The 23,840-nt window shown below is 55.8% G+C and carries 21 protein-coding genes and 1 riboswitch; of the genes, 11 read left to right on the top strand and 10 right to left on the bottom strand.

Annotated elements, in window-relative coordinates; translation table 11 throughout:
• Positions 1 to 589 precede the first annotated feature (589 nt).
• From metA to aceK, 4 genes are all read left to right on the top strand, one after another.
• Positions 590 to 1,519 carry a homoserine O-acetyltransferase MetA gene (gene metA / locus PGS10_RS24135; RefSeq protein WP_045396850.1) on the top strand — a complete coding sequence of 310 codons (930 nt, stop codon included), beginning with the start codon at positions 590 to 592 and terminating at the stop codon, positions 1,517 to 1,519.
• Positions 1,520 to 1,779: 260 nt separating this feature from the next.
• Complete coding sequence (gene aceB, locus PGS10_RS24130) at positions 1,780 to 3,381, top strand: malate synthase A (protein WP_045396846.1); 1,602 nt, start codon at positions 1,780 to 1,782, stop codon at positions 3,379 to 3,381.
• Positions 3,382 to 3,412: 31 nt separating this feature from the next.
• Positions 3,413 to 4,717 (top strand): isocitrate lyase, encoded by a 1,305-nt coding sequence (aceA, locus tag PGS10_RS24125; RefSeq protein ID WP_015368800.1) that lies wholly within the window; start codon positions 3,413 to 3,415, stop codon positions 4,715 to 4,717.
• A 100-nt stretch (positions 4,718 to 4,817) separates the two neighbouring features.
• Positions 4,818 to 6,602 (top strand): bifunctional isocitrate dehydrogenase kinase/phosphatase, encoded by a 1,785-nt coding sequence (gene aceK, locus PGS10_RS24120; protein ID WP_316423591.1) that lies wholly within the window; start codon positions 4,818 to 4,820, stop codon positions 6,600 to 6,602.
• A 51-nt stretch (positions 6,603 to 6,653) separates the two neighbouring features.
• Here the strand turns inward: aceK and iclR are convergent, their stop codons facing one another.
• Positions 6,654 to 7,484, bottom strand: a complete 831-nt coding sequence (gene iclR, locus PGS10_RS24115; protein ID WP_045396840.1) for a glyoxylate bypass operon transcriptional repressor IclR — start codon at positions 7,482 to 7,484, stop codon at positions 6,654 to 6,656.
• Positions 7,485 to 7,679: 195 nt separating this feature from the next.
• Here iclR and metH point away from each other — a divergent pair, with 195 nt between their 5' ends.
• Complete coding sequence (metH, locus tag PGS10_RS24110; RefSeq protein WP_047045827.1) at positions 7,680 to 11,363, top strand: methionine synthase; 3,684 nt, start codon at positions 7,680 to 7,682, stop codon at positions 11,361 to 11,363.
• A 130-nt stretch (positions 11,364 to 11,493) separates the two neighbouring features.
• Positions 11,494 to 13,125 carry a Na/Pi cotransporter family protein gene (locus tag PGS10_RS24105; protein WP_015368796.1) on the top strand — a complete coding sequence of 544 codons (1,632 nt, stop codon included), beginning with the start codon at positions 11,494 to 11,496 and terminating at the stop codon, positions 13,123 to 13,125.
• Positions 13,126 to 13,195: 70 nt separating this feature from the next.
• On the opposite strand, the gene pepE is transcribed toward PGS10_RS24105, so the two are convergent.
• Positions 13,196 to 13,885: a dipeptidase PepE gene (gene pepE, locus PGS10_RS24100; protein ID WP_047046472.1), complete on the bottom strand. Its 690-nt coding sequence runs from the start codon at positions 13,883 to 13,885 to the stop codon at positions 13,196 to 13,198.
• Positions 13,886 to 14,030: 145 nt separating this feature from the next.
• Here pepE and PGS10_RS24095 point away from each other — a divergent pair, with 145 nt between their 5' ends.
• Together PGS10_RS24095 and rluF are read left to right on the top strand one after the other, a co-directional pair.
• Positions 14,031 to 14,276: a YmjA family protein gene (locus PGS10_RS24095; protein ID WP_020079884.1), complete on the top strand. Its 246-nt coding sequence runs from the start codon at positions 14,031 to 14,033 to the stop codon at positions 14,274 to 14,276.
• Between the two features lie 61 nt (positions 14,277 to 14,337).
• Positions 14,338 to 15,213, top strand: a complete 876-nt coding sequence (rluF, locus tag PGS10_RS24090) for a 23S rRNA pseudouridine(2604) synthase RluF (RefSeq protein ID WP_045396831.1) — start codon at positions 14,338 to 14,340, stop codon at positions 15,211 to 15,213.
• On the opposite strand, the gene PGS10_RS24085 is transcribed toward rluF, so the two are convergent.
• A complete protein-coding gene (locus PGS10_RS24085; protein ID WP_045396828.1) occupies positions 15,210 to 15,482 on the bottom strand; it encodes a DUF3811 domain-containing protein in 273 nt (90 codons plus the stop codon). The genes rluF and PGS10_RS24085 overlap by 4 nt on opposite strands.
• Before the next feature lie 196 nt (positions 15,483 to 15,678).
• Here PGS10_RS24085 and PGS10_RS24080 point away from each other — a divergent pair, with 196 nt between their 5' ends.
• Together PGS10_RS24080 and PGS10_RS24075 are read left to right on the top strand one after the other, a co-directional pair.
• Positions 15,679 to 16,041 (top strand): type II toxin-antitoxin system RelE/ParE family toxin, encoded by a 363-nt coding sequence (locus PGS10_RS24080; protein WP_315712882.1) that lies wholly within the window; start codon positions 15,679 to 15,681, stop codon positions 16,039 to 16,041.
• Positions 16,038 to 16,376 (top strand): helix-turn-helix domain-containing protein, encoded by a 339-nt coding sequence (locus tag PGS10_RS24075; RefSeq protein WP_063415039.1) that lies wholly within the window; start codon positions 16,038 to 16,040, stop codon positions 16,374 to 16,376. Before PGS10_RS24080 ends, PGS10_RS24075 begins: the two co-directional genes overlap by 4 nt.
• 36 nt (positions 16,377 to 16,412) lie before the next feature.
• On the opposite strand, the gene panS is transcribed toward PGS10_RS24075, so the two are convergent.
• Together panS and lysC are read right to left on the bottom strand one after the other, a co-directional pair.
• Entirely contained in the window at positions 16,413 to 17,342 is a 930-nt protein-coding gene (panS, locus tag PGS10_RS24070; RefSeq protein WP_015368789.1) for a ketopantoate/pantoate/pantothenate transporter PanS, read from the bottom strand.
• Positions 17,343 to 17,439: 97 nt separating this feature from the next.
• Positions 17,440 to 18,789, bottom strand: coding sequence for a lysine-sensitive aspartokinase 3 (lysC, locus tag PGS10_RS24065; RefSeq protein ID WP_032709596.1), 1,350 nt, complete (start codon positions 18,787 to 18,789; stop codon positions 17,440 to 17,442).
• Between the two features lie 183 nt (positions 18,790 to 18,972).
• Positions 18,973 to 19,206: riboswitch (Lysine riboswitch) on the bottom strand.
• A 340-nt stretch (positions 19,207 to 19,546) separates the two neighbouring features.
• Between lysC and pgi the strand changes: the two genes are divergently transcribed.
• Positions 19,547 to 21,196: a glucose-6-phosphate isomerase gene (gene pgi, locus PGS10_RS24060; protein ID WP_020079879.1), complete on the top strand. Its 1,650-nt coding sequence runs from the start codon at positions 19,547 to 19,549 to the stop codon at positions 21,194 to 21,196.
• A 49-nt stretch (positions 21,197 to 21,245) separates the two neighbouring features.
• Here the strand turns inward: pgi and PGS10_RS24055 are convergent, their stop codons facing one another.
• The 5 genes from PGS10_RS24055 to PGS10_RS24035 all read right to left on the bottom strand — a co-directional run bounded on the left by PGS10_RS24055 (position 21,246) and on the right by PGS10_RS24035 (position 23,782).
• The gene (locus tag PGS10_RS24055; RefSeq protein WP_047045881.1) at positions 21,246 to 21,701 is read right to left on the bottom strand and encodes an acyltransferase; all 456 of its coding nucleotides are present in this window, start codon (positions 21,699 to 21,701) and stop codon (positions 21,246 to 21,248) included.
• Positions 21,702 to 21,709: 8 nt separating this feature from the next.
• Entirely contained in the window at positions 21,710 to 22,219 is a 510-nt protein-coding gene (locus tag PGS10_RS24050) for a GNAT family N-acetyltransferase (RefSeq protein ID WP_316423590.1), read from the bottom strand.
• Positions 22,220 to 22,327: 108 nt separating this feature from the next.
• A complete protein-coding gene (locus PGS10_RS24045) occupies positions 22,328 to 22,708 on the bottom strand; it encodes a RidA family protein (protein ID WP_045396811.1) in 381 nt (126 codons plus the stop codon).
• Between the two features lie 20 nt (positions 22,709 to 22,728).
• Positions 22,729 to 23,049 (bottom strand): AzlD domain-containing protein, encoded by a 321-nt coding sequence (locus PGS10_RS24040; RefSeq protein WP_015368778.1) that lies wholly within the window; start codon positions 23,047 to 23,049, stop codon positions 22,729 to 22,731.
• A complete protein-coding gene (locus PGS10_RS24035) occupies positions 23,042 to 23,782 on the bottom strand; it encodes an AzlC family ABC transporter permease (RefSeq protein WP_047045840.1) in 741 nt (246 codons plus the stop codon). The genes PGS10_RS24040 and PGS10_RS24035 overlap by 8 nt, the downstream gene beginning before the upstream one ends.
• Positions 23,783 to 23,840 lie beyond the last annotated feature (58 nt).

Genomic DNA, 23,840 nt, shown 5'->3' with positions numbered 1-23,840 from the left:
AAAGGCTCAGTCGCAAGACTGGGCCTTTTGTTTTTGTGTTTTGCGGCCAGACGCGCCGCCGTCTCCCCCGGTGGCGCTGCGCTTACCGGGGCTACAGTCCTGTAGCCCGGAAAAGGTGCGCAGCACCGCCTCCGGGGAAAGCCGCTGCCATATCAACGTAAACAAAGGCTCAGTCGGAAGGCCGGGCCTTTTGTTTTTGTGTTTTGCGGCCAGACGCGCCGCCGTCTCCCCCGGTGGCGCTGCGCTTACCGGGGCTACAGACCCTGTAGCCCGGAAAAGGTGCGCAGCACCGCCTCCGGGGAAAGCCGCTGCCATAGCAACGTAAACGAAAGGCTCCGTCGGAAGACTGGGCCTTTTGTTTTTGTGTTTTGCGGCCAGACGCGCCGCCATCTCCCCCGGTGGCGCTGCGCTTACCGGGGCTACCGCTCCTTCCCCGGGCTATACCGCCTGCGGGAAAATCCCACCTCTTAAATCCTCCTTGAAACTTTCTCACCTTACGCTTGCAGACTCGACATTTTGCTTATTCCTGGTTATTGTCAGCTATCTGGATGTCTAAACGTTTATACGTATGTAATGAGGTGATACAGCTATGCCAATTCGGGTGCAGGACGAGCTACCGGCCGTCAATTTCTTGCGCGATGAAAACGTCTTCGTGATGACCACATCGCGTGCTACAACTCAGGAAATCCGCCCGCTGAAGGTGTTAATTCTCAATCTGATGCCAAAGAAGATCGAGACGGAGAATCAGTTTCTGCGGTTGCTGTCGAACTCGCCGCTGCAGGTTGATATCCAGCTGCTACGCATCGATGCGCGTGAATCACGTAATACGCCGACGGAGCACCTGAATAACTTTTACTGCAACTTCGACGATATTCGCGAACAGAATTTCGATGGTTTGATTGTTACCGGCGCGCCGTTAGGGCTGGTCGAGTTTAACGATGTTGCCTACTGGCCGCAGATTAAACAGGTACTGGAGTGGGCAAAGGATCACGTCACGTCAACGTTATTTGTCTGTTGGGCGGTACAGGCCGCGTTAAATATTCTGTATGGCATCCCCAAGCAAACTCGTACCGAAAAGATCTCTGGCGTTTATGAACACCATATTTTGCACCCGCATGCGCTGCTGACTCGCGGGTTTGATGACACCTTCCTTGCGCCTCATTCGCGCTATGCCGACTTCCCGGCCGGGCTGATTCGGGACTACACCGACCTCGATATTCTCGCCGAAACCGAAGATGGCGATGCCTATCTGTTCGCCAGCAAAGATAAGCGCATCGCTTTTGTTACCGGTCATCCTGAATACGATCCGCATACCCTGGCAAGTGAATACTTCCGCGATCTGGAGGCAGGTTTAGCGCCACAGCTTCCGGACAACTACTTCCCGAATAATGATCCAAACAATAAACCGCGGGCGACCTGGCGCAGCCATGGCAATCTCCTGTTTGCTAACTGGCTTAACTATTACGTCTACCAAATCACACCATACGATCTGCGTCATATGAATCCAACGCTGGATTAATCTACCAGCGCGTACGATCCTAAAGCGTTTCAGCATCTCGCCTCAGGCACCTTCGGGTGCCTTTTTTATTTCCGAAAACAACTTCCCCTTCTATTTTAACTTTAATTCTTTTGTTATCAGTATGTTGATGCAATATTAAATTAAAAATGGAAATTGTTTTTGATTTTGAAAAATTCTTGAGTAGTCTTAATTGTGCTGAGCGAAAAGCAAACAACGATCTTTCGCTCTCGCTATCAGGATCAACCAAGAGGAGCTGCACAATGACGCAACAGGCGACAATGACCGATGAACTGGCATTCAGCCAGCCTTATGGCGAGCAGGAGAAGCAAATTCTGACTGCGGAAGCGGTGGAGTTCCTGACGGAACTAGTGAGCCGTTTTACGCCTGAGCGTAATCAACTGTTGGCAGCACGCGTCCAGCAACAGCAGGCCATTGATGGCGGCAAGCTTCCTGATTTTATTTCGGAAACAGCTTCCATTCGTAATGGCGACTGGAAAATACGCGGTATTCCGACCGATTTACAGGATCGCCGCGTTGAAATCACCGGTCCTGTTGAACGCAAGATGGTGATTAATGCCCTGAATGCTAACGTCAAAGTCTTTATGGCCGATTTCGAAGACTCGCTGGCGCCGGATTGGCACAAAGTGATTGATGGCCAAATCAACCTGCGCGATGCGGTCAACGGCACCATCAGCTACACCAACGAAGCAGGGAAAATTTATCAGCTACAGCCCGACCCGGCGGTACTGGTCTGCCGCGTTCGCGGCCTGCATCTGCCGGAAAAGCACGTCACCTGGCAGGGTGAGGCGATACCCGGCAGTCTGTTCGATTTTGCGCTCTATTTCTTCCACAACTACCAGGCGCTGCTAGCGAAAGGGAGCGGCCCCTATTTCTATCTGCCGAAGACCCAGGCCTGGCAGGAAGCGGCATGGTGGAGCAAAGTCTTCAGCTTTACCGAGGATCGCTTTGAACTGCCGCGCGGCACCATTAAGGCCACGCTGCTGATTGAAACGCTGCCGGCGGTGTTCCAGATGGATGAAATCCTGCATGCGCTGCGCGACCACATTGTTGGCCTGAACTGCGGGCGCTGGGACTATATCTTCAGCTATATCAAGACGCTGAAAAACCACCCAGACCGCGTCCTGCCGGATCGCCAGGTGGTGACGATGGATAAGCCCTTCCTCAGCGCCTATTCACGCCTGCTGATTAAGACCTGCCATAAACGCGGCGCCTTCGCGATGGGCGGTATGGCGGCCTTTATCCCGAGCAAAGACGCCGAGCGCAATCGTCAGGTGCTGAATAAAGTCACCGCCGATAAAGAGCTGGAGGCCAACAATGGCCACGATGGCACCTGGATTGCGCATCCGGGACTGGCGGATACGGCGATGGGCGTCTTTAACCGCGTACTGGGCGAACATCCTAACCAGCTGTTTGTTACCCGCAATGACGACGCGCCGATTACCGCCGAGCAGCTGCTGGCTCCCTGCGAGGGCGAGCGCACCGAAGCCGGCATGCGCGCTAATATCCGCGTGGCGGTGCAGTACATCGAGGCCTGGATCTCCGGCAACGGCTGCGTACCGATTTACGGCCTGATGGAAGATGCGGCGACGGCTGAGATTTCGCGTACCTCTATCTGGCAGTGGATCCATCACCAGAAAACCCTGAACGACGGCACACCGGTTACCAAGGCGCTGTTCCGCCAGTGGCTGGCTGAAGAGCTGATGGTGATTCAGGAAGAGTTGGGAGAACACCGCTTCAGCCACGGTCGCTTTGACGATGCGGCGCGACTGATGGAGCAAATCACCACTTCCGACGAACTGATCGACTTCCTGACTCTGCCAGGTTACCGCCTGCTGGCGTAATTCACCCCATCACTATATGGAGCATCTGCACATGAAAACCCGTACCCAACAAATCGAAGAATTAAACAAAGAGTGGACGAACCCGCGCTGGGAAGGCATTACCCGCCCATACAGCGCGGAAGAGGTGGTGAAGTTACGCGGCTCGGTGAACCCGGAATGCACGCTGGCGCAGCTTGGCGCGGCGAAAATGTGGCGTCTGCTGCATGGTGAAGCGAAAAAGGGTTATATCAACAGCCTTGGCGCGTTAACCGGCGGCCAGGCGCTGCAGCAGGCGAAGGCGGGCATTGAAGCCATCTACTTGTCTGGCTGGCAGGTCGCCGCCGACGCCAACCTGGCCTCCAGTATGTACCCGGATCAATCGTTATACCCGGCTAACTCGGTGCCATCGGTAGTTGATCGGATCAACAACACCTTCCGTCGCGCCGATCAGATCCAGTGGGCGGCGGGGATTGAGCCGAACGATCCGCGTTTTATCGACTATTTCCTGCCGATCGTCGCCGATGCGGAAGCCGGTTTTGGCGGCGTGCTGAACGCCTTTGAGCTGATGAAATCGATGATTGCGGCCGGTGCAGCGGCCGTGCATTTCGAAGACCAGCTGGCGTCGGTGAAGAAGTGCGGACATATGGGCGGCAAGGTGCTGGTGCCGACGCAAGAGGCGATTCAGAAGCTGGTCGCCGCGCGCCTGGCGGCGGATGTGATGGGGGTACCGACGCTGCTTATCGCTCGTACCGACGCCGATGCCGCTGACCTGATTACCTCGGATTGCGATCCATACGATCGCGAGTTTATCTCCGGCGATCGCACCAGCGAAGGTTTCTATCGCACCCATGCCGGAATCGAACAGGCAATCAGCCGCGGCCTGGCCTACGCGCCTTATGCCGATCTGGTATGGTGTGAAACCTCTAAACCGGACATTGAACAGGCACGCCGTTTCGCCGAGGCGATCCACGCCCGCTTCCCGGGCAAGCTGCTGGCCTATAACTGCTCGCCATCCTTTAACTGGAAGAAAAATCTCGACGATAAAACCATCGCCAGCTTCCAGCAGCAGCTGTCGGATATGGGCTATAAATTCCAGTTCATTACCCTGGCGGGTATCCACAGCATGTGGTTCAACATGTTCGACCTGGCTCACGCCTACGCGCAGGGCGAAGGCATGCGTCACTACGTCGAAAAGGTACAGCAGCCGGAGTTTGCCGCCGGGCCGGAAGGCTACACCTTCGTCTCGCATCAGCAGGAGGTGGGCACCGGGTACTTCGACAAAGTGACCACCATTATCCAGGGGGGGACCTCGTCGGTAACGGCGCTGACCGGCTCGACCGAAGAATCGCAGTTTTAAGCAATGCCCGGTAGCGCTGCGCTTACCGGGCCTACAAAGGTGTAGGCCGGATAAGCTAACGCGCCATCCGGCATGATGTTGTGCCGGATGGGGGAAAGCGATGACGCGTGGCCTGGAACTACTGATTGCCCAAACCATTTTACAGGGATTCGACGCCCAGTACGGGCGTTTTCTGGAAGTCACTTCCGGCGCACAGCAGCGCTTCGAACAAGCGGACTGGCACGCCGTGCAGCAGGCGATGAAGCAGCGTATCCACCTCTACGATCACCACGTGGGTCTGGTGGTAGAACAGCTGCGCTGCATTACCGAAGGGAAAAGTACCGACGTCGATTTTCTTCTGCGGGTGAAACAGCAGTACACCCAACTTTTGCCGGATTACCCTCGCTTTGAAATTGCGGAGAGCTTTTTCAACTCGGTCTACTGCAGACTGTTTGACCACCGCTCGCTGACCCCCGAGCGGCTCTTTATTTTTAGCTCCCAGCCGGAACGTCGTTTTCGCACGATTTCGCGACCGCTGGCGAAGGATTTTTATCCCGAACGCGGCTGGGAATACCTGATGCATAACCTGCTTGCCGATTTGCCGCTGCGCCTGCCGTGGCAAAACAAAGGGCGTGATATCGGTTATATCGTCAGCCATTTACGTGAAGCTCTCGGTGGAGAACTGTTGTCGCAGTCGCATCTGCAGGTGGCGAATGAGCTGTTTTATCGTAATAAAGCCGCCTGGCTGGTAGGTAAACTGGTTACACCGATGGCGACGCTGCCGTTCCTGCTGCCGATACATCGTAGCGATGACGGACAGCTATTTGTTGATACCTGCCTGACGACCCACGCCGAGGCGAGTATCGTCTTTGGTTTCGCCCGCTCCTATTTCATGGTCTACGCGCCGCTGCCCGCGGCGCTGGTTGAATGGCTGCGCGAGATTCTGCCGGGAAAAACTACCGCCGAGCTGTATATGGCGATTGGCTGTCAGAAGCATGCTAAAACGGAAAGTTATCGCGAGTATCTGCACTATGTTACCCGCAGCGATGAGCAGTTTATCGAAGCGCCGGGCATCCGTGGGATGGTGATGTTGGTATTTACCCTGCCGGGATTCGACCGGGTATTTAAGGTGATTAAAGACCGCTTTGCGCCGCAAAAAGAGATGACCGCCGCCCACGTCCGCGCCTGCTATCAGCTGGTCAAAGAACACGACCGCGTCGGGCGGATGGCGGATACCCAGGAGTTTGAAAACTTCGTGCTCGATAAGCGGCAAATCGCGCCCGAGCTGATGGCGCTGTTGCAGGCGGAAGCGGGGAATAAGTTGACCGATCTCGGCGATCGCATTGCCATCAGCCATCTTTATATTGAACGAAGGATGGTGCCGCTTAATATCTGGCTGGAGCAGGTGGAAGGCCAGGCGCTACGCGACGCGGTAGAAGAGTACGGGAATGCTATTCGCCAACTGGCGGCCGCCAATATCTTCCCCGGCGACATGCTGTTTAAAAACTTCGGCGTCACGCGCCACGGGCGGGTGGTATTCTACGATTATGATGAAATTTGCTACATGACCGAGGTGAATTTCCGCGATATTCCGCCGCCGCGCTATCCGGAAGATGAGTTGGCCAGTGAACCCTGGTATAGCGTGTCCCCGGGCGATGTCTTCCCGGAAGAGTTCCGCCACTGGCTGTGCGCCGATCCGCGGATCGGACCGCTACTGGAGGAGATGCACGCCGATTTACTGCGTGCCGATTACTGGCGCGAACTGCAGACGCGCATTAAAAACGGGCACGTGGAAGATGTTTACGCTTACCGGCGTAAGCAGCGTTTTAGCGTGCGCTATGGCGCCGACAGTAGGCCGGATAAGGCGTTTACGCCGCCATCCGGCAAGGTGCGCCGATCTGCCTGATGGCGCTACGCTTATCAGGCCTACTCAAAATGCCCCTTTGGGGCATTTTTATTATTTAACCCCGCCGTACGCCAGCGTGACTTCTTTTGCAGCCTTAATAACCAATGCGCCAAGCTCGGTCACCCGGTCATCGGTCATGCGTGAAATCGGCCCGGAGATGGAGATAGCGGCGAACGGTTCGCGGTGTTCGTCGTAAATACAGGAGGCGATACAGCGCAGCCCCAGCGCATGTTCTTCATCATCAAATGAATAGCCGCGTTTACGCGTCTGGGCCAAATCCTCTTTCAAATGTACCGGAGAAACCAGGGTGGCGTGGGTGTAAGCATGCAGCCCTTTCCGATGTAGCAGCGTGGTGACCTCTTCTTCGCTCAACTGCGCCAGAAACGCTTTTCCGGCGCCTGACGCGTGCATCGGCAATTTGCCGCCAATCGGCGCCGACATGCGCATCAGCTGCGTACATTGCACCTGGTCGATAATAATCGCCTGATGATCGCTTTTATCCAGCACCGCCAGGTTGACCGTTTCGCCGGAATCTTCCATCAGCTGGCGCAGGATAGGATGGACAATGGCCAGCAGATTGCGGCTTTGCAGGAAGCTGCTGCCGACGACAAACGCATGCGCGCCGATCGCCCAGTGCCCCAGCTCGCCGACCTGGCGCACAAAACCGAGCTGCTGCATGGTGGTGAGCAGACGATGGGTCGTGGAGTTAGGTAGTCCCGCCTGCTGCGCCAGTTCGGTGAGCGCGACGCTGCTATGCGATTCAGAAATCCATTCAAGCAGTTTCAGACCGCGGGTAAGCGACTGAACTTGCCCGCCAGCCTGTGCGGCAGGGGCGGCAGCAGCGGGTTTTCTGCCGCGTTTGGCGGGAACCGGGGTAGCCATGATGAACTCCTTTTTTCTGTATCGTGGAAATGATTTTCGTTTTATTTGGCGATAATGCAATCACAACCAGACTGATCGGAGGAGTGAAGTTGAACTTGTCTCATGTTGCTGCAGGTTTCCTTTTCCAGCAGGGTGGTTTATGCCAGTATGGTTTGTTGGCTTTTTGGTCTGAGTTGAGCGCTGTCGGGAGTCTGTGTGAGTAACAAAGTAGAACAATTACATCAGCAGTTAAAAGAACGCATTCTGGTTCTGGACGGGGGCATGGGCACCATGATCCAGGGCTATCGTCTGAGTGAGCAGGATTTCCGCGGCGAGCGCTTTGCCGATTGGCCGTGCGACCTGAAAGGCAATAACGACCTGCTGGTCCTCAGCAAGCCTGAGGTTATTCGCGAGATCCACGACGCTTATTTCGCCGCCGGCGCGGACATTATCGAGACCAACACCTTCAACTCGACAACCATCGCGATGGCGGATTACCAGATGGAATCCCTGTCGGCGGAAATCAACTTTGCCGCCGCAAAACTGGCCCGCGCCAGCGCCGACGCGTGGACCGCGCGTACGCCTGAAAAACCGCGCTATGTGGCGGGGGTGCTTGGGCCCACCAACCGCACCGCTTCTATTTCTCCGGACGTCAACGATCCGGCCTTTCGGAATATCACGTTCGATCAGCTGGTGGCCGCCTATCGTGAATCCACCAAAGCGCTGGTGGAAGGCGGCTCGGACCTGATTCTGATTGAAACGGTCTTTGACACCCTGAACGCCAAAGCGGCGATTTTCGCGGTAAAAGAAGAATTTGAGGCGCTCGGCGTCGAGCTGCCGATTATGATTTCCGGCACTATCACCGATGCCTCCGGACGTACACTGTCCGGGCAGACGACCGAAGCGTTCTATAATTCGCTGCGCCACGCCGATGCCCTGACCTTCGGCTTAAACTGCGCGCTGGGGCCGGATGAGCTGCGCCAGTACGTGCAGGAGCTTTCGCGGATCGCCGAGTGTTACGTTACCGCGCACCCGAACGCCGGCCTGCCGAACGCCTTCGGCGAATACGATCTGGATGCCGATACCATGGCGGCGCAAATTCGCGAATGGGCGCAGGCCGGTTTCCTTAATATCGTCGGCGGCTGCTGCGGCACCACCCCCGAGCATATCGCCGCCATGAGCCGGGCGGTAGAGGGCTTGCCGCCTCGCCAGCTGCCGGAACTGCCGGTCGCCTGCCGTCTGTCTGGCCTGGAGCCGCTGAACATCGGCGACGATAGCCTGTTCGTCAATGTGGGCGAGCGTACCAACGTTACCGGCTCCGCTAAATTTAAGCGCTTAATCAAAGAAGAGAAATACAGTGAAGCGCTGGACGTGGCGCGCCAGCAGGTAGAAAGCGGCGCGCAGATTATCGATATCAACATGGATGAGGGGATGCTCGATGCCGAAGCGGCGATGGTGCGTTTCCTCAACCTGATAGCGGGTGAACCGGATATTGCCCGCGTGCCGATTATGATCGACTCCTCCAAGTGGGAAGTCATCGAAAAAGGGCTCAAGTGCATTCAGGGCAAGGGCATCGTTAACTCGATCTCGATGAAAGAGGGCGTCGAACCCTTTATTCATCACGCTAAGCTGGTTCGCCGCTACGGCGCGGCAATGGTAGTCATGGCCTTTGATGAAGTGGGCCAGGCCGATACCCGTGAGCGCAAAATCGAAATTTGCCGTCGCGCCTACAAAATCCTCACCGAAGAGGTCGGCTTCCCGCCGGAAGATATCATCTTCGACCCCAACATTTTTGCCGTCGCCACCGGTATTGAAGAGCACAATAACTACGCTCAGGACTTTATCGGCGCCTGTGAAGACATCAAACGCGAGCTGCCGCATGCGCTGATTTCCGGCGGCGTCTCTAACGTGTCGTTCTCGTTCCGCGGTAACGATCCGGTGCGTGAAGCGATCCACGCCGTCTTCCTCTACTACGCTATCCGCAACGGTATGGATATGGGCATCGTCAATGCCGGCCAGCTGGCGATATACGACGATCTGCCTGGCGAGCTGCGCGATGCGGTCGAAGACGTAATTCTTAACCGCCGCGATGACAGTACCGAAAGATTACTTGAGCTGGCGGAAAAATATCGCGGCAGCAAAGCGGACGATAGCGCGAACGCTCAGCAGGCGGAATGGCGCAGCTGGGACGTGAAAAAGCGTCTTGAATACTCGCTGGTCAAAGGCATTACCGAATTTATCGAGCAGGATACTGAAGAGGCGCGCCAGCAGGCCGAACGCCCAATCGAGGTGATTGAAGGGCCGCTGATGGATGGCATGAACGTCGTCGGCGACCTGTTCGGTGAAGGCAAAATGTTCCTGCCGCAGGTGGTAAAATCCGCGCGGGTGATGAAACAGGCGGTGGCCTACCTCGAACCTTACATCGAAGCCAGCAAAGAACAGGGCTCCAGCAACGGTAAGATGGTGATCGCCACCGTGAAAGGCGATGTGCACGATATTGGTAAAAACATCGTCGGCGTAGTGCTGCAGTGCAACAACTACGAAATTATCGATCTCGGCGTGATGGTGCCGGCAGAGAAAATCCTGCGTACTGCGCGCGAAGAAAACGCCGATCTGATTGGCCTCTCAGGGCTTATCACGCCGTCGCTGGACGAAATGGTCAACGTGGCGAAAGAGATGGAGCGTCAGGGCTTCACTATCCCGCTGCTAATTGGCGGAGCGACGACCTCGAAAGCCCATACCGCGGTGAAAATCGAGCAGAACTACAGTGGCCCGACGGTTTACGTGCAGAACGCCTCGCGTACCGTAGGAGTGGTTTCAGCCCTGCTGTCGGCAACCCAGCGCGATGATTTTGTCGCCCGTACCCGTAAAGAGTATGAAACCGTGCGAATCCAGCACGGGCGTAAAAAACCGCGCACGCCGCCGGTGACTCTGCAGGCGGCGCGGGAAAACGATCTGGCGTTTGACTGGGAGAGCTACACTCCTCCGGTGGCCCATCGTCTGGGCGTGCAGGAGGTGGAAGCCAGCATCGAAACGCTGCGTAACTACATCGACTGGACGCCGTTCTTTATGACCTGGTCGCTGGCGGGCAAATATCCGCGTATCCTGGAAGATGAAGTGGTGGGTGAAGAGGCACAGCGCCTGTTTAAAGACGCCAACGATTTGTTGGATAAACTCAGCGCCGAAAAAACGCTGAACCCGCGCGGCGTGGTCGGGCTGTTCCCGGCTAACCGCGTTGGCGACGATGTGGAAATCTATCGTGATGAAACCCGTACCCACGTGCTAACGGTCAGCCATCACCTGCGCCAGCAAACCGAAAAGGTTGGCTTCGCGAACTACTGCCTCGCCGATTTTGTCGCGCCGAAGCTGAGCGGTAAAGCGGACTACATCGGGGCTTTCGCGGTAACCGGCGGGCTGGAAGAAGACGCGCTGGCGGAAGCCTATGAAGCGCAGCACGACGACTATAACAAGATCATGGTTAAGGCCATCGCCGACCGTCTGGCGGAAGCCTTCGCCGAGTATCTGCATGAGAAAGTGCGTAAGGTTTACTGGGGCTATGCGGCCAATGAGAACCTCAGCAATGAAGAGCTGATCCGCGAAAATTACCAGGGGATCCGCCCGGCGCCCGGTTATCCGGCCTGCCCGGAACACACTGAGAAAGCGACCATCTGGGAACTGTTGGATGTGGAAGCGCATACCGGTATGAAGCTCACCGAGTCCTTCGCCATGTGGCCTGGCGCATCGGTTTCCGGCTGGTACTTCAGTCATCCGGACAGTAAGTACTTCGCCGTGGCGCAGATCCAGCGCGACCAGGTGGAAGATTACGCCCTGCGTAAGGGGATGACGGCGGCCGAAGTTGAGCGTTGGCTCGCCCCTAACCTCGGCTATGATGCTGACTAACGAAATATGTTTCGTTACAACAAACAGGGCGCTCTTTGAGCGCCTTGTCTCTTTATTGAAGTTAACCCCTTATACTGAAGGGAGGTTTAAACCTCAGGAACACTTATAACGATAAGGAGAAGCTGATTCTGTGTTAACGCTGTTACACCTACTTTCCGCCGTAGCCCTACTGGTGTGGGGTACCCATATTGTGCGCACCGGCGTGATGCGAGTCTTTGGCGCGCGCCTGCGTACCGTGCTCAGCAGCAGCGTGGAGAAAAAACCGCTCGCCTTCTGCGCGGGGATTGGCGTCACCGCGCTGGTGCAGAGCAGCAATGCCACCACCATGCTGGTGACGTCGTTTGTAGCCCAGGATCTGGTCGCGCTGGCGCCAGCGCTGGTTATGGTGCTGGGTGCGGATGTGGGGACGGCGCTGATGGCGAGGGTACTGACCTTCGACCTCTCCTGGCTATCGCCGCTGCTGATATTTATCGGCGTTATTTTCTTCCTCGGCCGTAAACAGACCCGCGCGGGTCAGCTTGGGCGGGTCGGTATCGGCCTTGGGCTTATCCTGCTGGCGCTGGAGCTCATCGTCCAGGCGGTGCATCCGATTACCCAGGCCAACGGTGTACAGGTGATTTTCGCCTCGCTGACCGGCGATATCATGCTGGATGCGCTGATTGGCGCCGTGTTCGCCATTATCAGTTACTCCAGCCTGGCGGCCGTGCTGCTGACCGCAACGTTAACCGGCACCGGGGTGATCTCTTTCCCGGTGGCGCTATGCCTGGTCATCGGCGCTAACCTCGGCTCAGGCCTGCTGGCGATGCTCAACAACAGCGGCGCCAATGCGGCGGCGCGGCGCGTGGCGCTCGGCAGCCTGCTGTTCAAGCTGGTGGGGAGCTTGATAATTTTGCCATTTGTGCACGTACTGGCTGATGTCATGCACAAATTGCCGCTGGAAGAGTCGGAGCTGGTTATCTACTTCCACGTCTTCTACAACCTGATCCGCTGCGTGGCGATGGTGCCGTTCGCCGGGCCGATGGCGAACCTGTGTAAGCGCCTGATCCGCGATGAGCCGGAGCTGGATAACCATCTCAAGCCGAAGCATCTGGATCCCTCGGCGCTGGATACGCCGGCGCTGGCGTTGGCCAATGCCGCCCGTGAGACCTTGCGTATCGGCGACGCCATGGAGCAGATGCTGGAAAGCCTGCGCAAGGTGATGCACGGCGAGCCGCGCGAAGAGAAAGAGCTGCGGCGGATGGCGGACGATATCAACGTGCTGTATACGGCTATCAAGCTCTACCTGGCGCGGATGCCGAAGGACGAGCTGGCGGAAGAGGAGTCTCGCCGCTGGGCGGAAATTATCGAGATGTCGCTCAACCTGGAGCAGGCGTCTGACATCGTCGAGCGAATGGGCAGCGAGATCGCCGATAAATCACTGGCGGCGCGGCGCGCATTTTCCGTCGAGGGGCTAAAAGAGCTGGATGCGTTATACGAGCTGCTGCTCAGTAACCTGCAGCTGGCAATGTCGGTCTTCTTTTCCGGCGACGTGCCGAGCGCCCGTCGGTTGCGCCGCAGTAAGCACCGTTTTCGTATTCTTAACCGCCGTTACTCGCATGCGCATGTTGACCGCCTGCATCAGCAAAACGTGCAGAGTATCGAAACCAGTACGTTGCATCTGGCGCTGTTGGGCGATATGAAGCGTCTGAACTCGTTGTTCTGCGCTGTTGCCTATAGCGTGATGGAGCAGCCGGATGAAGACGACGAGCGGGATGATTATTAGCAGGATTTACGCTGGGTAGCCCGGATAAGGCGCAACGCGCCGCTATCCGGGTAATGTTCGTCAAACTAGTCTAGAAACGGTGGCCCGCGGCCAGGGTTACCGCTTCTTCTCCCGCTTTGAACAACAGCGTCGGGTTCGGGCCGCCGAGCGTGGCGTGTCCGTCGCTGACCTGAATCCAGTTCCCCTCCGGCAGGCCAATCACCGTTAATTCCGGCGCCACGACCAGCAATTCGCGAATACGTTGCTCACGGGTCTCACCCTGATGCCCGGTCGGCAGCGCGTTGGTGAAGTGCGGGTTAATCTGCAGCGGGAACAGCCCTAACGCGTCAAACCCCTGAGGATCGACAATCGGCATATCGTTGGTGGTACGAATGGTCGGGCAGGCGAGGTTAGAACCCGCGCTCCAGCCGATATACAACGCCCCGCGTTTGACGACATCGACAATCGGCGCCAGCAGCCCGCGGCTGCGACACTCTTTCAGAAGCTGGAAAGTGTTCCCGCCGCCGACGATGACCATCTCGGTACTTTCAATGGCGGCGATAGGGTCGGCGACGCTGTGAATACCGGTCACGCTGACGCCCATCGGCGCCATGACTGCGGCGGCTTTGGCGGTGTAATCATCCCAGCTTTGCGTCACCCCGGCGAAGGGAATAAATACCGCCGAGCGGCGGCCTTTGACCTGGCCGGCAATCAGCGGCAGCGCATGTTCCATCCAGGCTTTGCCCGGTAGCGTTGAGTTACTCAGTAACAGCAGTTCCATCTTTTCATCCTGTGTAAGCATGTCATTTGACGCAGATTCTATCATTGGCCCGGCCTTGAGGCGCTGATATGGCTCACGGTGCAGGCAAGCTGAATGTTATTATCGGGGCCGAAAGCGCAGATGCTAACCACCCCGGAGACGACCTATGAACAATGAAATACCGCTGAAATATTATGACATCGTGGATGAGTACTCGACGGAGTGCGCGGAAGCGGTAAAAGAGTCCGAGCGCGATTGTCTGGCGCATTACTTCCAACTGCTGATTACGCGCTTAATGAATAATGAGGAGATCAGCGAGGAAGCGCAGCAGGAGATGGCCCGTGAAGCAGGCATTGCCGAACAGCGTATCGACGATATCGCCAATTTCCTCAATCAATGGGGTAATGAATAACGTCATCCCTGTTTTTTATCGCCAGTAAGGTGAGGTATATTTCGCTGTCAAAGGAGAAACTATGCTGACCGACTCATCTACTCGATTAAATAAATACATCAGCGAAAGCGGGATTTGCTCGCGTCGCGAAGCGGACCGCTTTATTGAACAAGGCAACGTCTTTATCAACGGTAAGCGCGCCGCCATTGGCGATCAGGTGAAGCCGGGCGATGTGGTGAAAGTCAACGGTCAGCTGATTGAGCCGCGAGAAGCCGATGATTTGGTGTTGATTGCGCTGAATAAGCCGGTGGGTATCGTCAGCACTACCGAAGATGGCGAGCGCGATAATATCGTCGACTTCGTGAACCACAGTAAACGCGTGTTCCCGATTGGCCGTCTCGATAAAGACTCTCAGGGGTTAATTTTCCTGACCAACCATGGCGATCTGGTGAACAAAATCCTGCGCGCCGGCAACGATCATGAAAAAGAGTATCTGGTCACCGTCGATAAGCCGGTTACCGATGAGTTTATTCGTGGAATGGGCGCGGGAGTGCCGATTCTCGGTACCGTGACCAAGAAATGTAAGGTCAAGAAAGAAGCGCCATTCGTGTTCCGCATCACGCTGGTTCAGGGGTTAAACCGCCAGATCCGCCGCATGTGCGAGCATTTCGGCTATGAAGTCATGAAGCTGGAGCGGACGCGCATTATGAACGTTAGCCTGACGGGCATTCCGCTGGGCGAGTGGCGCGATTTAACCGATGATGAGCTGATCGATCTTTTCAAGCTGATTGAAAACTCCTCTTCCGAAGCGAAGCCAAAAGCTAAACCGAAGGCCAAAGCGGCGACCGCCGGCATCAAGCGCCCGGTGGTGAAGATGGAAAAAACCAACGAGAAAGGCCGCCCGGCCTCGAACGGTAAACGTTTCGCTCAGCCGGGACGTAAAAAGAAAGGCCGCTAACGCCTGCCGCGGGTCGGCGTATTCGCCGACCACGAAAATGTCGCTTCTTTGTCTACTTTGTAAGCCTGCTGCTTTTTCACCTGGCGGGCTTTCTTCGCTTCCGCTTCGCGCAGCGCCATCAGCTTATCGATATATTCCTTTTTCACGCTGTTCGTTTCCGCATTGCTCAGCGGGCGGCCGTGCGCGATACGCGCGCGGTCCAGCAGCGTCTTCAATTCGCGCTGTTCGCGCTCGGTCATCTCTTTTTGTGTAATGCGGGGGAGTGCCATGGTGGTGCCCTCAATCAGACCAGAGAGTCCAGTGTACGGCAATCGGCGCAAAATAGAACTAATCCGGAAAATGCCTCGCAGAATATTTGCTGAGTGGGTGACCGATGATGTTGTCTGGATTAGCGTAGCAGCATGGTTTATGTGGTCATCCGCAAACTTATTTTTGCGCGATTTGTGTATAAAATTTTATACAAGGATGTGGTATGTTGAATCAGGGGCAAGTTTACGAAGTATTGTCTGGATGGGGTCTTCCTTTGATGATTTGCGCCAATTTCCTGAGGAGGTCCGCCGGGATGCCGGTTTCCAGCTTTACCGTTTACAGGCGGGGTTAGAAGCTGCTGATTGGAAAGCGATGCCTCAGTTGGGGAGAGGCGTGGAGGAAATACGGTTACGCCATTATTCCGGCGCTTATCGGGTGATTTACCTGGCTCGTTTTGAGGCAGAGGTTTATGTCCTGCACTGTTTTAACAAAAAAACTCGACGTACCGCCGAACATGAAAAACAAATTGTCAGAAGCCGTTTGCAGCTTATACCGCAGGAACACAGGAGTCGTAAATGAATCGTAAGACAGTGGATGGCATCCGTCACGTGACGACAGCAGAGACGGATATTTTCAGTGAACTCGGCTTTGATGACTGTGAAGCGGAGCGGTTAAGGACGCAAGCGGAACAAGAAGTCGAACAACTGATGCTCCTGAAGCGGCAACTCATGCAGGAAATTGCTGAGTGGATAGATGAAAATCAATTGAAGCAAGCGGATGCCGCAGCGAAGTTGAATATTTCACGCCCGCGTATTTCAGATGTGGTAAACCAGAAAACCAGTAAGTTTACCCTTGATGCATTGGTCATGATGTTAATGAAGTTAGGCAAGCCGGTGAGTTTACAGGTGGGATAAACGAAACGTCCGGGCATTTGCCCGGACGTATACCGATTAGCGCTGGTTGCCTTTTTTGGTCGTCGGCTTACCGGACCAGTAACCTGCCAGCAGCGAGCCGGAAAGGTTATGCCATACCGAGAACAGCGCGCCGGGCAGGGCGGCCAGCGGGCCGAAGTAGATTTTCCCGAGGGCCGCGGCGAGGCCGGAGTTCTGCATGCCCACTTCGATCGCCAGGGTGCGGCAGGTGGATTCATCAAAACCGAACAGGCGCCCGCCCCAGTAGCCGCCGAGCAGGCCAATAGCGTTATGCAGGATCACCGCCACGATAACCACCAGCCCCACCGAAGCGATATGCGATGCGGAACCGGCGACCACGGCGCTGATAATTGCCAGGATGCACAGCATGGAGAAGGCGGGAAGGAAGGGTTCCACCGCCTTTACCACTTTTGGCAACAGGTGATGAACAATCAGACCGAGGCCGATTGGGATCACCACGATTTGCAGGATGCTCAGCAGCATGCCCATCACATCGACCTGAATGTGCGCATCAACGTACAGGCGCGTCAGCAGCGGCGTGGCGACCACGCCAACCAGTGTCGAAACGGAAGAGATGGTTACCGACAGTGCGACATCGCCTTTCGCCAGATAGATCATGACGTTGGAAGCGGTTCCGCTGGCAACGCTGCCGACCAGCACCATTCCGGCGGAGAGCTCTGGCGGCATGTGGAACAGCAGCGCCAGTACCCAGGCGGCGAGCGGCATCACCAGGTAATGCAGAAAAATTCCCGCTGCGACCGGCGCAGGTCGTGACAGCACGCGCTTGAAATCGTCCAGCTTCAAATGGACGCCCATGCCAAACATAATCAGCATCAGCAGCGTGGTGACCCACGGGCCGATAGGGGTAAAAGTGGTTGGCGTGTAATAAGCCAATACGGAGAGCAGCAGCGCCCATAACGGGAACAGCCGCGTAAGCGTGGCGAGCATAGTGTATTCCTTGCGACAGTGTTTGTTGTGTTGATGTTGTTATAAAAAAGCCGGGTTCGAGCCCGGCTATAGGTATTTTTTATCGCGCAAAAGAATATTATTCAAACAAATTATGATGCAGCTTCTGCACCACTTTCTCCGCGTCGTCGCCAGGCACCAGGAAGCACAGGTTGTGGCTGGAGGCGCCGTAGCAAATCATGCGGATATTGAACGGTTCCAGTACGCCAAATACCTCTTTGCCGACGCCGCAGGCTTTCGATAATTCATTGCCGATCAGGGCGACCAGCGCCAGGTTTTCTTCCACTTCGACGCGGCACAGCGAAGAGAGCTCGGTCAGCAGCGCCTGAGTCAGCAGGGTATCGCCTGCGGAGGTTGAACCGGTGGTGTCCATGGTCAGCGCAATGCTCACTTCCGAAGTGGTGATCAGATCGACGGAAATATTATGCCGCGCCAGAATACCGAACACTTCAGCCAGGAAGCCGCGGGAGTGCAGCATATGCAGGCTGTGCAGGGTCAGCAGCGTTTGACGACGACGCAGCGCCAGCGCGCGGAACAGCGGTGGATTTTCGGTTTTATGACAGACCATCGTGCCGCCGGCTTTAGGTTCTTTGCTGGAGCCGACGAATACCGGGATATCGCTGCGTACGGCCGGCAGCAGGGTGGCCGGATGTAATACCTTGGCCCCGAACGTGGCCATCTCCGCGGCTTCAGCGAAAGCGATCACATCGATGCGCTTCGCCGCTGGCGCGACGCGCGGGTCGGTTGTGTAGATGCCAGGGACATCGGTCCAGATATCGACACGACTGGCGTTTAAGGCCTCGCCGAGTAGCGCTGCGGTGTAATCGCTGCCGCCGCGGCCAAGGGTGGTGGTACGGCCTTTGGCTTCGCTGCCGATAAAGCCCTGGGTAATCACCAGGCCTTCTTCCAGGCGTGGCGCCAGTTGTTGTTGCGTCAGTTCCGCCAGCGCGGCGATATCCGGTTCGGCGCGGCCGAAACGATCGTTGGTACGCATCACTTTGCGTACGTCGAACCACTGCGCCGCGATACCGCGTTCGCGCAGGATCTCAACGAACAGTAAGGTGGACATCAGTTCGCCGTGGCTCACCAGTTCATCGGTCAAGGCTTCCGAGCTGGCCAGCGAGGCGGCTTCCGCCAGGGTAGTAATGTTTTCCAGCAGACGCTCGATCTCTTCGCGAATAACGTTGGGATAACGTAAACGCTCCAGAATATTGAACTGGATTTGGCGCATTTCATCGAGCTTAGCGAAGCGTTCGGTGGGTTCCAGCCCTGCCGCTAAAGCAACTAAGATATTGGTAACGCCAGCCGATGCGGATAACACCACTACGCGGGTATTCGCATCCAGCAGCGCGACGTCGACGCTACGGTTCATCGCGTCGAAATCGGCCACGCTGGTGCCGCCGAACTTAGCAACAACTAAATCTGTCATAACAACCTCGTGTCAGGGGGCCTGACTTATTAAAACGATTCCTGAACAACCGCTCCTGGTTCGGGCTGGAAATAACCGGAGCGCTACAAAATGTCTTAATAAGCCAGGCCAAATTAACTCAGCCATGGCACAAGGGAAGAGCGAAAAGTAGGGTGGGCGCAGAGCGATAAACAAACTACGATGTCACCCAGAAGTGCTCCACCTTGTAGACCCGTTCGCCGATGACGCGCATCGGTTCGCGAGTATGAAACGCCCGACTGCGAACGCTTCTGGTGACAACCCAGGGGATTCAGCCCCTGTGGCCGGCGACAGACTTAACCAGATGCCTGTGCGCCTCGGCGTTGCTCCCCCTCACGTATTTTCCCCGGACTGGTTCCTCCAATACGGTTACCTGGGCAACGCACCTCTTCTGGCAATTACTGACGTCTTTCACTATGCCTGGGGAGAGACTGGTCATTATACCCCCCAACGATACTCTTCGCTGTAGCGTGAAATGCGCGAGCAATACATACCTACGGTTCCGTAGGCAGTTCAGCTATATAAAGGCTTCCGGACGGGTATGTCAACGACAGGGTTATGCGGATTTTTCATGCATCGGCGGATAACAGAAAAATGCCTAATGATCGCTATAATATGGGGGCTCTTTACCCTATTTCTGACCCCCGTCAACGGCATAACACAAAAATCATCACAATTTTCCGCCGCTGAGGCTACAATCGACCGAAGTCACATTTTTCAAATCAGAAGAGTATTGCTAATGAAAAATATCAACCCAACGCAGACCGCTGCATGGCAGGCATTACAGAAACACTTCGATGAAATGAAAGACGTCACTATCAGCGAGCTTTTCGCCAAAGATAGCGATCGTTTCTCTAAATTCTCCGCCACTTTTGACGATCTGATGCTGGTGGATTTCTCCAAGAACCGCATCACTGAAGAGACACTGTCTAAGCTGCAGGATCTGGCGAAAGAGACCGATCTGGCCGGTGCTATCAAGTCGATGTTCTCCGGCGAAAAAATTAACCGTACCGAGGACCGCGCGGTACTGCACGTTGCGCTGCGTAACCGCAGCAATACGCCGATTGTGGTTGATGGCAAAGATGTGATGCCGGAAGTCAACGCGGTGCTGGAGAAGATGAAAGCCTTCTCTGAAGCAATTATCTCCGGTAGCTGGAAAGGCTACACCGGCAAACCGATCACCGACGTGGTGAACATCGGTATCGGCGGTTCAGACCTCGGCCCGTTCATGGTGACCGAAGCGCTGCGCCCGTATAAAAACCATCTCAACATGCACTTCGTTTCCAACGTAGACGGCACCCATATCGCCGAAGTGTTGAAAGCGGTGAATCCGGAAACCACGCTGTTCCTGGTGGCTTCCAAAACCTTCACTACTCAGGAAACCATGACCAACGCCCACAGCGCGCGTGACTGGTTCCTGGCGACCGCGGGCGATGAGAAACACGTGGCGAAACACTTCGCGGCGCTCTCCACCAACGGTAAAGCGGTTGGCGAGTTCGGTATCGATACGGCTAACATGTTTGAATTCTGGGACTGGGTTGGCGGTCGTTACTCCCTGTGGTCCGCCATCGGCCTGTCTATCATTCTGTCCGTTGGCTTCGATAACTTTGTCCAGCTGCTGTCCGGCGCCCACGCCATGGACAAACACTTCTCCACCACCCCGGCTGAGAAAAACCTGCCGGTACTGCTGGCGCTGATCGGTATCTGGTACAACAATTTCTTCGGCGCCGAAACCGAAGCGATTCTGCCGTACGATCAATACATGCACCGCTTTGCCGCTTACTTCCAGCAGGGCAACATGGAATCCAACGGTAAGTACGTTGACCGTAACGGCAACGTCGTGGATTACCAGACTGGCCCAATCATCTGGGGTGAGCCGGGGACTAACGGTCAGCACGCGTTCTATCAGCTGATCCACCAGGGCACCAAAATGGTACCGTGCGATTTCATCGCGCCGGCTATCACCCATAACCCGCTGTCTGACCACCATCAGAAACTGCTGTCTAACTTCTTCGCCCAGACTGAAGCGCTGGCCTTTGGTAAATCCCGCGAAGTGGTTGAGCAGGAATATCGCGATCAGGGTAAAGACCCGGCTCAGCTTGAGCACGTGGTGCCGTTCAAAGTGTTCGAAGGCAACCGTCCGACCAACTCCATCCTGCTGCGTGAGATCACCCCGTTCAGCCTGGGCGCATTGATTGCGCTGTATGAGCACAAAATCTTCACCCAGGGCGCGATCCTCAATATCTTCACCTTTGATCAGTGGGGCGTTGAGCTGGGTAAACAGCTGGCTAACCGTATCCTGCCGGAACTGAAAGATGGCGCGGACGTTAGCAGCCACGACAGCTCTACCAACGGCCTGATTAACCGTTATAAAGCCTGGCGCGCGTAAATGTTGCGCAATTAAGCCTGAATGCCGGCCCTCGGGTCGGCATTTTTATTTATAGCCGCCGCAGCAGCCTCGCCGGGTTGCCCGCCCAAACGCCTTTCTCGGTGATGGATTTTGTCACCACGCTCCCGGCGCCGATGACCACGCCATCGCAGATACTCACCGCCAGAATGGTGGCGCCGCTGCCGATAGACACGTCATTGCCGATTTCAATGCGCCCCCAACTGTCGCGGTCGGCATTCGGTTTGCCATCGCGGAACATGTCGTTGGCGAACATCACGCCGTGGCCGATAAAACAACGTTGGCCGATGGTGACGTACTCGCAGATAAAACTGTGGGACTGGATTTTGCTGTCCGCGCCGATGCGCGTGTGCCCCTGAATCTCGACGAACGGCCCGACGAAGACGTTATCGCCGAGCTGGCAACCATAGAGGTTGGCGGGCTGGTATATGACCACGTTTTCGCCGCAGATGACGTTGCGAACGCCGGTATCGCGAAGCTCAGGCATAATTTCTCTCATATCGGTTTGGCCAGAATATGTAAGGTGCTTTGTTGGCTGGCGGAATGGAAAATGGTGTCTTTTACATGCTGCATTCCCTGGCGTTCGTAAAAACGACGCGCGCCAGGATTATCGGCAAGGACCTCAAGCCACAGCCACGCTTCACCATTTTCTTGTGCCAGAGCCTCTATGGCGCTAAACAGCCGCTCGCCGTAGCGGTGTCCGGTTTCGTCAGGCATGAGATAGAGCTTATGCAGCAATGTGCCGATACGTCCGTCGCCATCAATTCTCTGCTGGCAGCTGTATTTAGCAAAGCCAACGGGGTGCGCGGATTCGGCGATGAGCCAATGCTGTTCCGCCGCGGCAAGACTTTGACGCAGCGATTCCACGGAATACTCCTGCTGGAGAAATAATGCCAGCTCATCGGCGTTGCGCCAAAGGTGGGCGAAGTGGTGGCGATAGCTGGCATAGCCCATATTACTGAGCTGCGGCGCATCTTCTGGTACAGCCTCACGGATAGTTAACATACTGCGTTCCTCATTCAGATCTCATCGTATAGTGCCTGTAAAATGAGCAAGGAGGAACGGCGAAAAACGGTGGGGAAGGAGGCTGGAGGTTTCCCCCCAGCCGGGTGATTAACGAGCGAAGGCGATGGCTTCGATTTCGACACCGGCGTCTTTCGGCAGTCTGGCGACCTCCACGCAGGAACGCGCCGGAAAAGCGGCCTGATGTTCGGTAAAGAAGGCCTCATAGGCGGCGTTGATGGCGGCAAAATCCTGCAGGTCTTTGACAAACACCGTGGTTTTAACGATCTGCCCGACCGTGAGTCCGGCAGCTTCAACGATGGCTTTCACATTTTCCAGCGATTGCCGCGCCTGTTCGGCGATATCGCCCGGCATGGTGCCGTCCAGCGGATTAATCGGCAGCTGACCGGAGGTGATGGTCATCGCGCCGAGATTGACGCCCTGCACGTACGGGCCGATAGCGGCAGGCGCGTCAGCGGTGGTAATAATCATATGGTTTATCCTTCAAACGGTTACATAAAATAATTTAACAACACCAGCGAGCCGACGCCGCTCACTACTACCCATACCAGGCCTAAACGGAAGCTGGCGAGCGTGCAGATAATGGCGGCGATCACCTTCGGATTCTTTAAGTCAAACTCCATACTGGAATTCACGCTCAGGATCTGAATGGTGATAATGGCCGGCAGGACGGTGACCGGGACAAAGCGCAGCGTTTTGGTCACCCGCTCGGACATCTGGATTTTTCCGGCCAGGCCGATAAACGAAAATCGGATCAGAAAGGTCACGGCGGCCATCCCCAAAGTCAGGGCGATAAAGTAGCTATTATTCATGTTCCAGCGCCTCCACGAGCGGCATTCCGGATTTGGCAATTGCTGCCTGTTTACGTTCTTCAGCCAGGTCGACGCACAGTCCGGCGAGCACGCCAAGCACTGACGCGACGACAATGCCCAGCGAGTAGGGCAGGATGACCAACAGCACGCCGGAGACGGCGGCCACCACGGCGGCGACGGTGCAGGCCTGGCTTTTTATTTGCGGCACCACGATAGCGATAAAAGCGGCGACCATGGCGAAATCCAGACCGTACTTTTCAATGTTCGGGAAGGAAGCGCCGACCAGCGCGCCGAGGAAATCCGCCAGTACCCAAATCGCCCAGAAGGTGATCATCGCCGAACCATAAAACAGATACTTATCCTGCTTATTGCCTTCCATCTCTTTGACGGTGGTGGCGTACACTTCGTCGGTCAGCGCGTAGGACATAAAGCATTTTTTAAAGAATGATGCTTCACGGACGGTACCGGAAATAGAGGCGCTGTACAGTACATGACGTAGATTAATTATTAATGTGGTGAATATAATAACCCCGAGCGTGGCGCCGGTTTTAAGCATATTTAATGCCAGCATTTGCGCCGAACCGGCAATAACAATCGCCGACCACGCCGTGCTCTGCCAGACGCTCATGCCCGCGCTAACGCTTAATGCGCCGACAATAAATGAAAATGGAAAGTCGCCGATGCACAGCGGCATAATAGCGCTGGCGCCGCGTAAGATGACTTTTTTATTCATCTGCTATACCTGCTAATTTATAAATAATAGTGTGGGTAGGGTAGGTTAATCGGGGCCT

The organism is Klebsiella sp. 141153 (genome assembly GCF_032601995.1).
GTDB lineage: Bacteria > Pseudomonadota > Gammaproteobacteria > Enterobacterales > Enterobacteriaceae > Klebsiella > Klebsiella aerogenes.
The sequence above is the reverse complement of the archived record's forward strand: the minus strand, read 5'-3'. Positions and strand labels throughout refer to the sequence as shown.

Bases quoted from the DNA above. Each gene is read 5' to 3' on its own strand.
- pgi (WP_020079879.1), top strand. From the start codon at position 19,547: ATGAAAAATATCAACCCAACGCAGACCGCTGCATGGCAGGCATTACAG.
- PGS10_RS24080 (WP_315712882.1), top strand. From the start codon at position 15,679: ATGTGGTATGTTGAATCAGGGGCAAGTTTACGAAGTATTGTCTGGATG.
- PGS10_RS24095 (WP_020079884.1), top strand. From the start codon at position 14,031: ATGAACAATGAAATACCGCTGAAATATTATGACATCGTGGATGAGTAC.
- PGS10_RS24050 (WP_316423590.1), bottom strand. From the start codon at position 22,219: ATGTTAACTATCCGTGAGGCTGTACCAGAAGATGCGCCGCAGCTCAGT.
- panS (WP_015368789.1), bottom strand. From the start codon at position 17,342: ATGCTCGCCACGCTTACGCGGCTGTTCCCGTTATGGGCGCTGCTGCTC.
- PGS10_RS24055 (WP_047045881.1), bottom strand. From the start codon at position 21,701: ATGCCTGAGCTTCGCGATACCGGCGTTCGCAACGTCATCTGCGGCGAA.
- aceA (WP_015368800.1), top strand. From the start codon at position 3,413: ATGAAAACCCGTACCCAACAAATCGAAGAATTAAACAAAGAGTGGACG.
- PGS10_RS24040 (WP_015368778.1), bottom strand. From the start codon at position 23,049: ATGAATAATAGCTACTTTATCGCCCTGACTTTGGGGATGGCCGCCGTG.
- PGS10_RS24035 (WP_047045840.1), bottom strand. From the start codon at position 23,782: ATGAATAAAAAAGTCATCTTACGCGGCGCCAGCGCTATTATGCCGCTG.
- iclR (WP_045396840.1), bottom strand. From the start codon at position 7,484: ATGGCTACCCCGGTTCCCGCCAAACGCGGCAGAAAACCCGCTGCTGCC.
- PGS10_RS24045 (WP_045396811.1), bottom strand. From the start codon at position 22,708: ATGATTATTACCACCGCTGACGCGCCTGCCGCTATCGGCCCGTACGTG.
- pepE (WP_047046472.1), bottom strand. From the start codon at position 13,885: ATGGAACTGCTGTTACTGAGTAACTCAACGCTACCGGGCAAAGCCTGG.
- PGS10_RS24085 (WP_045396828.1), bottom strand. From the start codon at position 15,482: ATGGCACTCCCCCGCATTACACAAAAAGAGATGACCGAGCGCGAACAG.
- rluF (WP_045396831.1), top strand. From the start codon at position 14,338: ATGCTGACCGACTCATCTACTCGATTAAATAAATACATCAGCGAAAGC.
- PGS10_RS24075 (WP_063415039.1), top strand. From the start codon at position 16,038: ATGAATCGTAAGACAGTGGATGGCATCCGTCACGTGACGACAGCAGAG.
- aceB (WP_045396846.1), top strand. From the start codon at position 1,780: ATGACGCAACAGGCGACAATGACCGATGAACTGGCATTCAGCCAGCCT.
- metA (WP_045396850.1), top strand. From the start codon at position 590: ATGCCAATTCGGGTGCAGGACGAGCTACCGGCCGTCAATTTCTTGCGC.
- aceK (WP_316423591.1), top strand. From the start codon at position 4,818: ATGACGCGTGGCCTGGAACTACTGATTGCCCAAACCATTTTACAGGGA.
- lysC (WP_032709596.1), bottom strand. From the start codon at position 18,789: ATGACAGATTTAGTTGTTGCTAAGTTCGGCGGCACCAGCGTGGCCGAT.